The sequence below is a fragment of the Maritimibacter sp. genome, from assembly GCF_016774595.1.
Lineage (GTDB): Bacteria > Pseudomonadota > Alphaproteobacteria > Rhodobacterales > Rhodobacteraceae > Maritimibacter > Maritimibacter alkaliphilus.
In genome coordinates, this window is record NZ_JACBWT010000001.1 from 2,042,969 (window position 1) to 2,056,841 (window position 13,873).

Consider the following 13,873-nt stretch of genomic DNA (forward strand, 5'->3'; position numbering starts at 1 on the left):
GCCTTGGGCGCACGCGTAAGCACCTGGGCAGACGGGCTTATTCGCCTGTCTGCCCTTGTCGGCACCATCGGCCTCGTCATCGAGGTGGTGGTGATCCTGATCGACGTCATCGGCCGTTTCTTCGGCAGCCCCCTGACCGGAGCGCAGGACATCAGCCAGATGAGCATGGTCCTGATCGTGTTCGGCGGCATGGCGCTGTGCGACAAGATCGGCGGTCATGTGAACGTCGACCTTCTTGAAAACGCCATGCCACGCTGGATGATCTGGGCCGGCGATTTCGCCTCGGCCGTCATCGGCGCGGTGATCTTCATCGGGATCGCCTGGACCACCTGGTCTTCGATCTACCTGATGCGGTTCCAGCTTGGTGTCGTTCAGAAAACCAACATCATTGACCTTCAATTCGACTGGTTCAAAGGCGCTATCGTCGTCATGTCGATCATCACCGCCCTCGGGATGATCCTGCGCGCGATCGGATTGGTCCTGACCGGCGACAACGGTCAAGAATCGCGAGGCCACGCATGAGCGTTGAACTGATCGGCCTGCTCGGGCTGGTGGCGTTGTTCGTCCTGCTCGGGCTGCGCATCCCCGTAGCCTTCGCCATGTTCACCGTCGGGTTCATCGGCAACATGATCCTGAACTCGCCGCAGGCGGCGATGAGCCAGCTCGCCTCGGACAGCTTTTCGCTTGCCGCGACCGTGGAACTTGTCGTCGTGCCGCTCTTCATCCTGATGGGCAACGTGGCCACCGAAACCGGGATGAGCCGTAAGCTTTACGATGCCGCCTATGCCTGGATCGGATCGATCCGGGGCGGTCTGGCCTCGGCCACCGTCGTCGCCTGTGGCGGGTTCGCCGCCCTGTCCGGCTCGTCCGTCGCGTCGGCCCTGACCATCGGGCGCGTGTCGCTGTCGGAGATGGAGCGGTTCAAATACGACAACCGCCTGTCGACGGGCGTGGTTGCGGCCGGCGGGACGCTCGGCATTCTGATCCCGCCTTCGACCGGGTTCGTGATCTATGCGCTGCTGACGCAGCAATCCATCGGCCGCCTGTTCCTTGCCGGTGTTCTGCCCGGCCTTCTGCTTTTGTCCATGTTCATCCTGACGATCCTCGTCATCACGTGGTTCAAGCCGGAGATGGGTCCGAAAGGCCCGAAAACGACCCTGTCCGACAAGATGCGGTCGACGGGTGGCGCGGCCCCGATCCTGCTGGTCATCGTGCTGACCATCGGCGGCATCTACACCGGCATCTTCTCGCCCGTCGAAGCCTCGGCGGTCGGCGCGGGCCTTATCATCCTGATCGGCGCACTGTCCGGCAAACTGACGCTCAAGACGTTCTGGAAAGCCGCGCAGGACAGCGTCGTGACCACCGCGACGGTCATGCTGATCCTGATCTCGGCCTACATGATCAAGACCTTCCTCGCCCTCAGCCACATTCCGCAATGGCTTGGAGGATTCCTGGAAACCGCCGACATCTCCACGCTTGGCGTCTTGTCGATCATGCTGCTGATCTATCTGATCCTCGGCTGCTTCCTCGAAGGGTTCGCGATGATGGTGCTGTCGATGCCCATTTTCTTCCCGGTGGTGCAGCAGCTTGGCATCGACCCGATCTGGTTCGGTGTGCTGGTCGTTCTGACGCTGGAGATGGGCCTGATCTCGCCGCCCGTGGGATTGAACGTGTTCATCGTGAAAAGCGTGGCGCCGAACGTGTCGCTCGGACGGATGTTCCGGGGCGTGGCACCGTTCTGGCTGGCCATGTTCATCACGCTCATCATCCTCGTCGCCTTCCCGCAGATTTCGCTGATCCTGCCGGACACGATGATTAACTGATGACCGCGATCCTGATCCCCGGCCTGCTGTGTGACGGGTTCTGCTGGGAACCCGTCACCGCCAGAATGCCCGCTTACGTGGCCGAAGTCTCGTCGCAGGACCGGATCGAGCAGATGGCGGTCGATTGCCTTGCCATCGCCGAAGGGCCGCTCGAGGTCGCCGGGCATTCGATGGGGGCCCGCGTCGCGATGGAAATGGCGCGGATCGCACCCGGGCGCGTGCGCAAACTCGCGCTTCTCGACACGGGTTTCGGGCCGCTCAAGGACGGCGAGACCGAGAAGCGGGCGGACATCGTGGCCTATGCCCATGAACACGGGATGCAGGCCTTGGCCGACCGATGGTTGCCGCCGATGGTGTATGAACCGAACCAGACGCCGACGCTCATGGGCGCTTTGACCGAGATGGTCCTGCGCAAGACGCCTGAGCAACATGAACGGCAAATTCATGCTTTGGTGCACAGGCCCGATGCCTCGGCGTATCTGGATCAGATCGCCTGTCCGACGCTGGTGATGGTCGGGCGGCAGGATGCGTGGTCGCCCGTCGAACAGCACGAGGAGATGGTGAAGCTGATACCCGACGTGCGGCTGGAGATCATCGAAGAGGCCGGCCATTTCGCGCCTGTCGAGCGCCCGAACGAGGTCGCGGACCTTCTGGTGCCGTTTCTGAAAGGGTAACCTTATGTTTTTTCTCATGGAAAACATCCACCACCCCGGCAAACAGGACGAGCGGGACCGCCTGCGACCCGATCACCGCGATTGGGTCGGATCCGGGGGGCATGGGCTGTGCTCGGTCCTGATCGGCTCGGCGCTTTGGAATGACGACGGGGACGCGATCGGTCATTGGGGCGTGCTGGAGGCCGCCACGCTTGCGGATGCTCGCACCTTTGCAGAAGGCGACCCGTTCTACGCGCAGGGGGTCGTCGCAGACCTCAAACTGACCCGTCTGGCGGACGGTTTTCAGGCCCAGCGCATATCGGAGCGCATGAGTCCCGCGATTCCGTAACTGGACCCACACGGGCCGGGGCGCTATGTGCAGGGAAACCGCACGTGAGGCCTGCCATGACTTTCGACCGTTCCATCAAGATCGCCCCGTCGATCCTGTCCGCCGACTTCGCCAACTTCGGCGAGGAAATCCGCGCGATCGAAGCGCAGGGCGCGGACTGGGTGCATGTCGACGTGATGGACGGGCATTTCGTGCCGAACCTCACCTTCGGCCCGCCCGCCGTCAAAGCGTTCCGCCCGCACGTGAAAACCGTCATGGACGTCCACCTCATGATCGCGCCAGTCGACCCCTACATCGACGCCTATGCCGAGGCCGGGGCCGATATCCTGACCGCGCATATCGAGGCCGGGCCGCACACCCACCGGACGCTTCAGGCCATTCGGGGCGCGGGAATGAAGGCGGGCGTCGCGCTTAACCCCGGCACGCCGGCGGACGCGGTCGAGCACCTGCTGGATCTGACCGACCTCATTTGCGTGATGACCGTAAACCCCGGTTTCGGCGGTCAGAAGTTCATCGACATGACCGCCAAGGTGCGCCGCCTGCGTGAGATGATCGGTGATCGTCCGGTCCACATCGAAATCGACGGTGGCGTCGATCCGACGACGGCCCCCTTGGTGGTCGAGGCGGGTGCAGACGCGCTCGTCGCCGGGTCCGCCGTGTTCAAGGGCGGCTCGGTGGGCAATCCGGACGTTTACGGCGACAATATCCGCGCCATCCGCGCGGCGGCCGAAGGCGCGCGCAAGGCAGCCTAAGCCGCGCCGCCTTTTTCGCGCAGAAGGTCGAGGACCGTGCCCGACAGGTAACCGTCGGGCACCAGCCCTTCATCGGTCTGGAAAGCGCGCACGGCACGGCCCGTGTTGGGGCCGCGCATTCCATCGACGCCCTGCGTCGAATAGCCAAGATCGCTGAGCAGTTCCTGCGCCTCGCGCACCTCGCTGCGGGTCAGAACGCGATCGTCGAAAGGCCAGGGTTGCACCAGCCCCTTGTGGCCACCGATCCGGTCCGCCAGCACACCGACCCCCAGCACATAGGCTTCGGCATTGTTGTAGCGAAGAAGCGCATGGGCATTGCGCAAAAGCATGACGGCCACACCCCGCGCCCCTGCCGGCAGCAGGATCGATCCGACGCCGTAATCCGGCAGCCTGTCCCCCGTCACGGTCCGAACGCCGCGATCATCCCAGAACAGGGCGCCATGCGCCTGATCCATCCCGACGAGCGCATAGTCGAACCCTTCCGGCAACGACACCTCGTAGCCCCACGGCTGCCCCCGCCGCCATCCGTGCTTGGACAGGTAATTCGCGATGGACGCTACCGCGTCGGTCGGGTCGTTCGACCAGATGTTCTTGCGCCCGTCGCCATCGAAATCGACGGCGAAGTTCAGAAAGCTCGACGGCATGAATTGCCCGTGACCCATCGCACCCGCCCATGACCCGACCATCTTTTCGGGCGTCGTGTGGCCGGATTGAAGGATACGCAGGGCTGCGACCAGTTCATCCTCGAAAAACGCCTGCCGGCTTCCGCGCCACGCCAGCGTCGCAAGGGCGGACAGGATGGGCACCGAACCCCGGTTCACGCCATAGCCGGATTCCAGCCCCCAGATCGCGGCGACGACTTCGGGTTCGACCCCGAACCGGCGCTCGATCTCGATGAACAGTTCCCGGCGCTTGCGAAGGGCGGTGCGGCCATTGCGGACACGCTCCTCCGATGCAGCGATGTCGAGGTATTCCCAGATCGGCAGGACGAATTCCGACTGGTTCATCTGCCGTTCGACGACATCGGGCAGGAACTGCGCGGACCCCATCGCCTTGTCGAAAACGCCTGCCTGGATCATGCGACCCAGCGCGCGCGGGCGAACCACGCGCGCAATCCAGTCACGGAAATCCGCCTGACTTATGTCAGATTGCGGGACGATCATGCTCCAACTCCTCGCGTCGCCGGAGCGACGTTCTTATTTCCGCGTTCGACGCACCTTGGCACGTGTTTTCGCTGATTTTTTTCCGGCTCGCGCAGGTTTCCTCCTTACGCCTTTCCCGCCCGGGGTGCGACCTGTCGTTTTGACAGGTTTGCCAGCAACTTCAAGAAGCTGGAACATGAGACCACCTGTCACAGGCACCGCTTCCGAAAGCCTGACAAGGACCGGAAGGCCGACCGTCAGCTCCAATCCGGAGCGTTCGCCGACAAGGCTCTGCGACGGCTCTTCGTAGCGGAAATATTCCGCCCCGATGCTCGAAACCGGCACTAATCCATCGGCGCCTGTTTCATCGAGCCTGACGAAAATCCCGAATCGTTGGACACCCGCGATGCGCCCGGTCATCTCGTTGCCGACACGATCCGACAGGAAGGCGGCAAGGTAACGGTCGGTCGTATCGCGTTCCGCTTCCATCGACCGCCGCTCGGTCTGCGAGATATGGGTCGCCGTCGCCTCCAACTGGTCGATGTCGTCCTGCGACAGACCATCGGTGCCCCAGTTGTGCCCCGAGATCAGCGCGCGGTGCACGATGAGGTCGGAATACCGGCGGATCGGCGAAGTGAAATGCGCGTAGTTCTTCAACGCCAGACCGAAGTGGCCGAAGTTCTGCGGGAAGTAATAGGCCTGCGTCATCGACCGCAGCGTCGACATATTGATGAGTTCGTCGAATTCGCTGCCTTCGGCCTGAGACAGAAGCTGGTTCAGGTGCCGGGTCTGAAGCACCTGCCCTTTCGCCAGCGTGAAGCCCGAGGCTTGCGCCACCTCCCGCAAGGCTTCGAGTTTTTCCTGCGATGGTTCCTCGTGCACCCGATACAGAAGCGGGCGGCCCAGACGGTTGAGTTCCTCGGCCGCGGCGACGTTAGCCAGAACCATCATTTCTTCGATCAGCCTGTGGGCGTCGAACCGTTCGGCGAACCGCACGCTTTCGACCTTGCCTTCGTCCGAGAGCACGATCTTGCGCTCCGGCAGATCGAGGTCGAGCGGCTGACGCGCCTCGCGCGCCCGGCGCAGGGCATAGTAGGCGTCGTAAAGCGGCGTAATGACCTCATCCATGAACGGCGCGACCTTGTCGTTCGGGCTGCCGTCCTGCGCCTGCTGCACTTCGCCGTAGTTCAGAGAGGCGTGAGATTGCATCAGGCCGCGAATGAACGAATGGCTTTTCTTTTCCCCCTGCGCGTCGATGACGATCCGGGCCGCCAGCACGGCACGCGGCACGCCTTCGTGCAACGAACAGAGATCGCCGGACAGCCGGTCCGGCAGCATCGGAACAACCCGGTCGGGGAAATAGCTGGAGTTGCCGCGTTTGCGCGCTTCACGGTCCAGGGCGGACCCCGGCGTGACGTAATGGGCCACATCCGCAATGGCGACCCAGATGACGAAACCTCCGGGGTTCTTCGGGTTGTCGTCGGGATGGGCATAGACCGCATCGTCGTGGTCGCGGGCATCATGCGGATCGATGGTGATGAGCGGCAGGTGACGCAGATCTTCACGCCCCTTCAGTCCCGCGGGCTTCATCTTGTCGGCTTCCGCGATCACCTCATCCGGGAATTCATCGGGAATGCCGTGCTGGTGAATCGCGATGAGCGAGACGGCGCGCGGCGCGGTGGGGTCGCCCAGACGCGCGACGATCTGCGCGCGCGGTAGGCCCATCTGGCCTTTCGGGCCGGATTGCTTGGCCTCGACCAGCTCACCGTCCGTGGCACCGTTCACGGCACCTTCCTGCACCATCCATTCCTTGTCCGACCCCTTGTCGATGGGAATGATCCGCCCGCCTTCGTGGCCTTTGCGGTAAATGCCAAGGATGCGGCGGGCGTTCTCGCCGATCCTGCGAATGAGCCGCGCCTCGTAGTCGTGGTCGCCGCCATCCACCTCGGTCATCCGACACAACAGGCGGTCGCCCTTCTTCAGCGCGGGATCGCCTTGCTTTGCCACGTACAACACGCGCGGCTTGTCGCCCTCCCCCTGCCACTCCAGCGGGTCGGCGAAGATGTCGCCGTCGGGTGTGATCTCGGACACTTCGAGGATGGAAACTGGCGGCAGTTTGTCCGGATCGCGATAGGTCTTTTTCCGCTTTTCCAGATGCCCCTCCGCCTCAAGCTCCTTGAGCAGGCGCTTCAGGTCGATCCTGTCCTGCCCCTTGATGCCGAAGGCCCGCGCGATGTCGCGCTTGGAGGTCTGGGTCGGGTTCTCGGAAATCCACGCGAGGATTTCCTCTTTGCTGGGAATACGTGCCATGTCATCGGCGTATCACGGCGCCACGAGGCCGTCAGTCGGAAAGTCGTGCGAGGTCGGAGGCCGTGTCGACGTCATCCAGCATAGGCAGGTAGGCAGGCGGCGGGCAGGTCGCCAGCGTGTCGGACAGGGCGTTTTCCGTGGACCAGCGGACACCGTGGAACAGGTTTGCCGGAATGGGCCGCCGGGTGTCGAGGCCAATGGCCCAGAAACCCCCGTCGCTTGCGGGACCGATCACCGCCTTGTGCCGCGCGATCAACTCGAACCCCCGTGCGACGTGATCGCGGGTCAGTCCGGGGATATCCGTGCCGACGACAAGCACCGGGCCGGGCGGGGCCACCCTGAACGCACGCGCCATGCGATCACCTAAGTCACCCGGTCCCTGTGGAATGCGGAGGGCATGTGGAAGCAGAGCCGACGTCATGGCGCGGTCCGGCGCGACCGCCAGCACGACCGTCCAGCGCTCATGCGCAAGCGTGCGAACCATGGTTGCGATCCGGTGGCGAACCCAGAGTGCTGCGGGCAAAGCGCCGATATCCGCAGCCAGCCGCGTCTTGACCAGACCCGGTCGCGGTTCCTTGCACATGATGACAAGCGTGTGCGCGGCCATATGCCGACCTCCATTCGGACCGCCAATGAGGCATGGTTCCGCCGGAACAGCCAGCGGAAAGACGCAGGTCGCGGCCGGGCGCCGGAGTTGATCCGCAGAACCGCGCGCCGTATCACGAAGGAAACGGAGGCTCCCATGGCGAACCATCTTTACAAACGCGATCTGCCGGACGGGCTCAAACTCGGCCCCGTTGTGGCCATCGATTGCGAGACGATGGGCCTGAACCCCCACCGGGACAGGCTTTGCGTCGTTCAGATGTCGGGCGGTGACGGCCACGCACATATGGTGCAGGTCGAACGGGGACAGACCGAGGCGCCGAATTTGACCGCGATGCTCTCCGATCCGAACGTCCTGAAGATCTTTCACTACGGCAGATTCGATATCGCCGCCCTGCTCAATGCGTTCGGGGTCGTCACCGCGCCGGTCTATTGCACCAAGATCGCATCCAAGCTGATCCGAACCTACACGGACCGGCACGGCCTTAAGACCCTGCTCGAAGAGATCCTCCGAATCGATATCTCCAAGTATCAGCAGCAGACCGACTGGGGCGCGAGGGAACTGACCGAAGCGCAACTCGACTATGCCGCATCCGACGTTCTTTACCTGCATCGCCTGCGCGAAAAGCTGGACGGGCGGCTTGCCCGCGAAGGCCGGGCGGAGCTTGCTCAGGCCTGCTTCGACTTCCTGCCCGCGCGTGCGCAGCTCGATCTGGCCGGTTGGCCGGATACCGACATCTTCACTCACTAAAGGCTGCGTTCGCAGCATCTTATGTGGATTGACATGGGTTCAAATCGGGCGCTGAATGAAGTTGATGCATGAGTACGCGCCACTTGTTTCGTGCTGCAAGAGAACCACTCGCAGCACGTCATGCGCCCAGGGAAACCGGGCGGCGCGCCTCGCACAACTCCCTGAAATCCGTCCCTTTTTCGTGTCTTTGCGCGCGTCGCGCTAAGGCTCGGGGGCATTCCATCCAAGAGGAGGAAACATGCAGTATCAAATCAGTGGCAAGCAGATCGACATCGGCGAGGCGCTTCAGGTCTATGTGAAAGACGGACTGGGTGCCGTGGTCGAAAAATACGCCGAACGGCCGACCGATGCGCATGTGATTTTCTCCAAGGTGGCGAGCGAATTCTCATGCGAGGCCATCGTGCACCTGTCGACCGGCCTGACGGCGCAAGCCTCGGCCAAATCGCACGATATCCACTCGGCTTTCGACCAATGCGCTGAAAAGATGGAGAAACAGCTTCGCCGTTACAAACGCCGCCTGAAAGACCATCACAAAGCGCGCGTTGACCCGGTTGAAGTTTTCGGAGGGGCCTCGTATATCCTCGCCGCGGAAGATGGGTCCGACTCGTCGGAACCCGAAGGCATGGAGCCAATGATCATCGCCGAGATGGAGACGCGGATCCCCGCGCTTTCGGTTGGCGAAGCGGTCATGCAGATGGAGTTGGCCCATGCGCCGGTTCTGGTCTTCCGCAACGAAAAATCGAACGGCGTGAACGTTGTGTATCGCCGTGAAGACGGAAACATCGGTTGGATCGACCCCGGCAACCTCGCCTGAGTTTGGCAGGTTAGAGCAGGAACAGGCCCGGGTCAGCAAGTGGGACTTATGGAACTATCCGAAATCCTTCGGCCCGCCGCCGTGAAGGTGGTCGCCAACGTTTCTTCGAAGAAACGTCTGTTTCAGGATCTGGGTGATCTTGTGTCGGCCACCTATGGGATCGACAACGCCGCCGCCTTTGCCGCTCTGCAAGAACGCGAGACGCTCGGGCCCACCGGCGTGGGCCACGGCATCGCTCTGCCGCATGCAAGAATCGAAGGTCTCGACCGTGTGGTCGGGGCCTTCTTCCGGATCGAAAAGCCGGTGGATTTCGACTCCGTCGACCGTCAGCCGGTGGATCTGGTGTTCGCGCTTTTCGCGCCCGATGGCGGCGGGGTCGACCACCTGAAAGCTCTCGCTCTCGTGTCCCGCACGATGCGGGATGCGGGCGTCACGGCCAAGTTGCGCGCCAATGCGGACCCTGAGACCCTGCACACCATCCTGACGGAAGCGCAGGCCACGCGGGCGGCCTGATCAGCGCCCGTCGCGGTCCCATTTCTTGAAACCGAAAGCCATGTAGTCGCGCGCATATGCGTCGCGCACGGCTTTTTCCACCTCGTCGTCGTAGATCGACGCCAGCGGAAACGGCTCGTCCGGGATGCCGTCCCCCAAGGGCGGCGGGTCGATCCCGATCTCCATCGCCAAGACGGCCAGCCCTTCGTTGATCTGCGTCTCGCGCAGAACGTGATCCGGCGCCACGAACTCGGAAAACCCACGGAGGAGGTTGTCCTGCGTCGCCCAGATCGGTTCCACCCCATGCACGCTAGACCCGCCGAGCGACCCGGTCACGAAATGCAGGAACCGCAGGAACGCCTTGCGGTGGCGCACGCGGTCATACCCCTCACCGATGGGCGTGTCCCACGGGATGTCTAGGTCATATCGTTCGATCAACCCGTGCCGAAGCTCCCACATCGTCCAGGGTGTGTGGTTCAGCACGTAGCGGCAGAAGACCGAATGCGCGCGGGCGACCGGGTGGCGCAGCACCGTGAAGCTGCGGTGACCCTTGTTCTGGTTCTTCCACTGCCGCAGCTCTTTCTGCGTAAAGCCGGTGTCCAGCTCATCGCGGTGGACGTCATCGATCGCGCCCAGCCAGTCGCGGATTTCCTGATCCAAGGCCCCCGGCACCGGCATGAAACACAACGGCGCCTTGTGGGCGGTGACATAGGTCGGAACGGACGGGCCGCGCGGGGGTTCGAAATTGGGCAGCGCGCCAAGATCGTATCGGTCGATCTCGTTCACCGTCTTTTCGATATCTTCGAAATTGCGGACCTTGTCCGCCAAAGGCTCGGGGTTCTGCTTCTTGAACTTGCCCGAGAAGTGCTTGATCTCTTCGGTTTCACCCAGAAATCTGGCGAGACCGTTGACCACCTTGAGGTCCTGAATGTCGTCGTAGTCGATATAGAACCCTGCCTGCCCCTCGACCTGAAGCCGCCGCGCGATGCCGCGTTGCCGGTCTTTGACCGTGAAGTAGAAGTGCTTGAAATCCTTGGGGTCGAACTTGACCTTCCACTTCTTCACGTCGGCATGGTCGCCAAGCTGCCACTGTTTCGTAGACCATGCGATGCGCTGGCTGACCCATGCGTCGACGAGGTTGCGGTTCAGGATGATCTTGGCGCAGCGCCGATCGCCCATTACATGCTCGAACACGCGCGGATCATGGTCATGGAACAGGCGGAAACCCGGAATGCCGTCCGTGTTTTCCTTCATCGCTTCGATCATACCGATGGGGTCGGCATCCCGCTTGGCCATGGTGAAGCCGAACAGCTCGGTCCGGTCGGGATCGACGATGAGATAGGGATTATAGGCCTCGCCATAACAGGTGATGCCGGGAAAGGCGTTGAGATTGGATTCGAGGAAATTCGACCCTGTGCGCATCTCGGCAAGGATGACGAAATAATCGAAGGGGCGGTCCATCGCGGTCCTACTTCACGAGGTATGGCTTGCGGGGTTTCTGGCGCGACGGCACATTCGCCCCGGTCGGGAAATCGCCCATGAGGTGTGGCTGCATCCCCTGATTCTTCAGGTTTTGCAGGAATTGTCCGAAACCCTCAAGCGATCGCATCCGCGGCGCTTCGGTCAGGCGGTTGGCATTGCGCGCCCCGATCTCGTCGATGATCGTCTGAAGCGGTTCCATCGGCGAATCCACGAAATCGGCGAGTGTCCAGATCCGCACGCGCGCCTTGGTCCAGACCGACCGCAGCACCTCCAGATGAACCGCCTCGATCTTTTGCAGCGCGGCCGCTTCGCGCCGGATTTCCGAAAAGTTCGCGTTGGAATAGAACAGCGGCACGGCCCAGGCGCCGGAAATGACGCTGATCTGAGCGTTCGGGTCTTTGGCGATATCCCACGAGATATCCTGCGTATCCGCCGGGCCGAACATGAAACACTGTCGCTCGCCCCGCGTGTTCCAGATCAGGTTGGTCAGGAACGCCCTCGGGTTGTAGTCGCGCAGTTCCGCGCTGTCGGTCAGGGCGCCGGCAAAGACCTTTTGCCCCCCGGAAAACTCGACCCTGTCGGGGCCGAAGATATGCCCATGAACGCGAGTGCCGGTGACACGGGCCAGCCAATCCTCGAAATCCTCGAACAGTTCGGTGAACCCCTCGAACACCGAATATTGCGACGTTGTCAGGCCGTTTTCCCAGTTGTCGTTCGGAAACCGGCTTTGCATGTACAGCCCCGGCCGCCCCTTTGTGCGCCGTTCGACCGCCTTGGAGAAAATGCGGTCGATCTTGCCCGGATTCGGTTCGGCGCCCGTGAAGATCGAGCCATCGTCGGACAGGAACCCGGAGTAGAGCTTTTCGGCTTCGGGCCAGATCTTTCGCGCCACGAAACAGTCGGACCGGCGCAGAAGCTGCATGTGGTCGTCGTAGAAAATGTGCGGTTTGCCCTGAAAGTCGAACTTGCTCAGCGTCAGCGAGCGGCTTTCGATATTCGTGGAATAGAGCCTGACGAGGGTCTGAAAATAGCTTTCGTCGGGAATCCAGACCTTCGAGAAATAGCGGTCGAACGCCGGGCGCTGCGGATCTTCGAGAATTGCGGTCAGGGTCTGACGGGTCAGGCACCACCACTGGCTTCCCAGATGCGGCACGAGCCCCTCGGGAATGCGCCGTTTGAATTTCCATCGGCGTTGAAAATTGACGTACCAGTCAAAGGCGCGGCGCTGGCTTTTCCATGAGAACGGGAACCTGAACGTGAACCGTTCGATATCCAGACCGCCGACCGTCCAAGGCACATCCTCGGTCGTGACGCTTTCGATGAAATTGGTCATGGGCCGTTCGGCGAGGTATTCCTTCATCTCCTCGACCGGACGAAGCGGCAGACACGACCCCGACGCGAGGTAGACGTGCCGCACCTCGGGAAATTCGGCGAGCAGCATCTCCGAGGCCGATTGGCTGGCCTCCACAAGGCTCCATGTCCCCCAGTCGCAACTGTGCCGTTTGCAGAACTTGACGTTGTCGAGGTCTGCAAGGCTCGCCGTCAGCTCAAGGTATTTGCGGCGCTTCACCTTCTTGTCGACATGGATCACCACCGGGCAGTCGTTCTTGGCCCAATGGCGCGCAACCTGCGCTGCCCGGCCCAGCGCGGTATGGACCAGCATGGCGAACCCGACCGTCACGCCCAGTTCCCCTTGGACATGATCCCGAGGATTTCGAGCTGCCGCCAGTTGATGTATTTCTCGGACCACTTGCACCACAGGTCCGGGTCATCCTCGAGCTTCTCGTGATACGCCTTGTATTCATGGCTGGCGGCATAGTGCTGCTTGCGCTCCAACTCCTCCGCCGCCTTGATCGCGAAAGTGTCGAGGAACTTGGCGTGCAGCAGGCAGCCGGACGCCTTTTCCCCGCCCCATTCGTCGTAGACGAGGTTCAGACCGCGGGGCAGCAGGTTATGCGTGGACGAGACATAGGTGTAGTTGCGATGCCATTTGACCAGCGGGATCTTGTTCAGCGCGGGGGCGCGGGCCGGGTTGTCGGGAAAGAACATGCGCGCGCGCGGACCGCCCTGAATCCAGAGGTTTCCGAACTTCTTGTTCTTCTCGATCATGTAGTTGCCGGCGTCGAACCAGTTCGCGATCTCGAACGGGTCCTGCCCTTCGCGGTAGGGCTGCCGACCCATCGGGCCTTTCGGATACATATCCAGCAGCATGGCCCCGAAGCTCTTGATCGAAGACGCGTCGAGCCAGTCGGTCAGCGCCCTCAGCCCCCTCGTGTCGCAGAACGGAAAAACGAGGAACTCGTCCGGGTCGATGGTCAGGCACCAGTGGCCATGCCCGTGGCGCCGCATCAGCCAGTTGAGCCAGTCCATCCCGAACCGTGCGCGCTTGTAGCTCGCTTTCGAGGTCCAGACCGACACATCGGGTTGCTGCGCCAGATACTCGGCAGACCCGTCGTCGCTGTCGTTGTCGACGAAGATGAAGTGCCCGACACCCATGTCACGATAGAACCGCAGGAAATACGGCAGTCGCACACGTTCGTTCCGCGCAGTGCAAAAGACGAGGATGTCACGAGGCTTGATTGTGTCGGTTTTGTCGACAATCGGCTTGATCTCGCGACGTTTGCGGAAGGCACGAATACGCCAGCGCTTTCGCAGGAGACGCAATCGGTATGTCCGCACAATGCCCAAAATCGCCCCTTCCA

General features: G+C 62.2%; 14 protein-coding genes. 8 read left to right on the forward strand and 6 right to left on the reverse strand.

Annotated elements, in window-relative coordinates; all coding sequences use genetic code 11:
- The first annotated feature begins 3 nt into the window (after nucleotides 1–3).
- Genes HOY44_RS10310 through rpe form a run of 5 tightly spaced genes read left to right on the forward strand, consistent with a single transcriptional unit; the run spans nucleotide 4 to nucleotide 3,577 of the window.
- Complete coding sequence (locus HOY44_RS10310; protein WP_138422274.1) at nucleotides 4–522, forward strand: TRAP transporter small permease; 519 nt, start codon at nucleotides 4–6, stop codon at nucleotides 520–522.
- Nucleotides 519–1,823 carry a TRAP transporter large permease gene (locus tag HOY44_RS10315; protein WP_287434614.1) on the forward strand — a complete coding sequence of 435 codons (1,305 nt, stop codon included), beginning with the start codon at nucleotides 519–521 and terminating at the stop codon, nucleotides 1,821–1,823. The genes HOY44_RS10310 and HOY44_RS10315 overlap by 4 nt, the downstream gene beginning before the upstream one ends.
- Nucleotides 1,823–2,497, forward strand: a complete 675-nt coding sequence (locus tag HOY44_RS10320) for an alpha/beta fold hydrolase (protein ID WP_008332395.1) — start codon at nucleotides 1,823–1,825, stop codon at nucleotides 2,495–2,497. Before HOY44_RS10315 ends, HOY44_RS10320 begins: the two co-directional genes overlap by 1 nt.
- Nucleotides 2,498–2,501: 4 nt before the next feature.
- The gene (locus tag HOY44_RS10325) at nucleotides 2,502–2,825 is read left to right on the forward strand and encodes a YciI family protein (protein WP_287434615.1); all 324 of its coding nucleotides are present in this window, start codon (nucleotides 2,502–2,504) and stop codon (nucleotides 2,823–2,825) included.
- 56 nt (nucleotides 2,826–2,881) lie between these two features.
- Nucleotides 2,882–3,577, forward strand: coding sequence for a ribulose-phosphate 3-epimerase (rpe, locus tag HOY44_RS10330; protein WP_008332398.1), 696 nt, complete (start codon nucleotides 2,882–2,884; stop codon nucleotides 3,575–3,577).
- On the opposite strand, the gene HOY44_RS10335 is transcribed toward rpe, so the two are convergent.
- Genes HOY44_RS10335 through HOY44_RS10345 form a run of 3 tightly spaced genes read right to left on the reverse strand, consistent with a single transcriptional unit; the run spans nucleotide 3,574 to nucleotide 7,636 of the window.
- The gene (locus tag HOY44_RS10335) at nucleotides 3,574–4,740 is read right to left on the reverse strand and encodes a lytic murein transglycosylase (RefSeq protein WP_287434616.1); all 1,167 of its coding nucleotides are present in this window, start codon (nucleotides 4,738–4,740) and stop codon (nucleotides 3,574–3,576) included. The two genes, rpe and HOY44_RS10335, sit on opposite strands and share 4 nt — an antisense overlap.
- Before the next feature lie 33 nt (nucleotides 4,741–4,773).
- Nucleotides 4,774–7,029, reverse strand: a complete 2,256-nt coding sequence (gene rnr / locus HOY44_RS10340; RefSeq protein WP_287434617.1) for a ribonuclease R — start codon at nucleotides 7,027–7,029, stop codon at nucleotides 4,774–4,776.
- 31 nt (nucleotides 7,030–7,060) lie between these two features.
- Entirely contained in the window at nucleotides 7,061–7,636 is a 576-nt protein-coding gene (locus HOY44_RS10345) for a TIGR04282 family arsenosugar biosynthesis glycosyltransferase (protein WP_287434618.1), read from the reverse strand.
- Nucleotides 7,637–7,771: 135 nt separating this feature from the next.
- Between HOY44_RS10345 and HOY44_RS10350 the strand changes: the two genes are divergently transcribed.
- The 3 genes from HOY44_RS10350 (at nucleotide 7,772) to HOY44_RS10360 (ending at nucleotide 9,710) form a co-directional block, all read left to right on the forward strand.
- Nucleotides 7,772–8,383 carry a ribonuclease D gene (locus HOY44_RS10350; protein WP_287434619.1) on the forward strand — a complete coding sequence of 204 codons (612 nt, stop codon included), beginning with the start codon at nucleotides 7,772–7,774 and terminating at the stop codon, nucleotides 8,381–8,383.
- A 238-nt stretch (nucleotides 8,384–8,621) separates the two neighbouring features.
- Nucleotides 8,622–9,197 carry a ribosome hibernation-promoting factor, HPF/YfiA family gene (gene hpf / locus HOY44_RS10355; protein ID WP_008332404.1) on the forward strand — a complete coding sequence of 192 codons (576 nt, stop codon included), beginning with the start codon at nucleotides 8,622–8,624 and terminating at the stop codon, nucleotides 9,195–9,197.
- A gap of 48 nt (nucleotides 9,198–9,245) precedes the next feature.
- Nucleotides 9,246–9,710, forward strand: a complete 465-nt coding sequence (locus tag HOY44_RS10360) for a PTS sugar transporter subunit IIA (RefSeq protein WP_008332405.1) — start codon at nucleotides 9,246–9,248, stop codon at nucleotides 9,708–9,710.
- On the opposite strand, the gene HOY44_RS10365 is transcribed toward HOY44_RS10360, so the two are convergent.
- The 3 genes from HOY44_RS10365 to HOY44_RS10375 are packed head-to-tail and all read right to left on the reverse strand — an operon-like array spanning nucleotide 9,711 to nucleotide 13,835.
- Nucleotides 9,711–11,150: a nodulation protein NodH gene (locus HOY44_RS10365; RefSeq protein ID WP_287434620.1), complete on the reverse strand. Its 1,440-nt coding sequence runs from the start codon at nucleotides 11,148–11,150 to the stop codon at nucleotides 9,711–9,713. It lies immediately after the preceding gene.
- 7 nt (nucleotides 11,151–11,157) lie between these two features.
- Nucleotides 11,158–12,852: a DUF5927 domain-containing protein gene (locus HOY44_RS10370; protein ID WP_287434621.1), complete on the reverse strand. Its 1,695-nt coding sequence runs from the start codon at nucleotides 12,850–12,852 to the stop codon at nucleotides 11,158–11,160.
- The gene (locus HOY44_RS10375) at nucleotides 12,849–13,835 is read right to left on the reverse strand and encodes a glycosyltransferase family 2 protein (protein WP_008332411.1); all 987 of its coding nucleotides are present in this window, start codon (nucleotides 13,833–13,835) and stop codon (nucleotides 12,849–12,851) included. Before HOY44_RS10375 ends, HOY44_RS10370 begins: the two co-directional genes overlap by 4 nt.
- Between the last annotated feature and the right edge of the window lie 38 nt (nucleotides 13,836–13,873).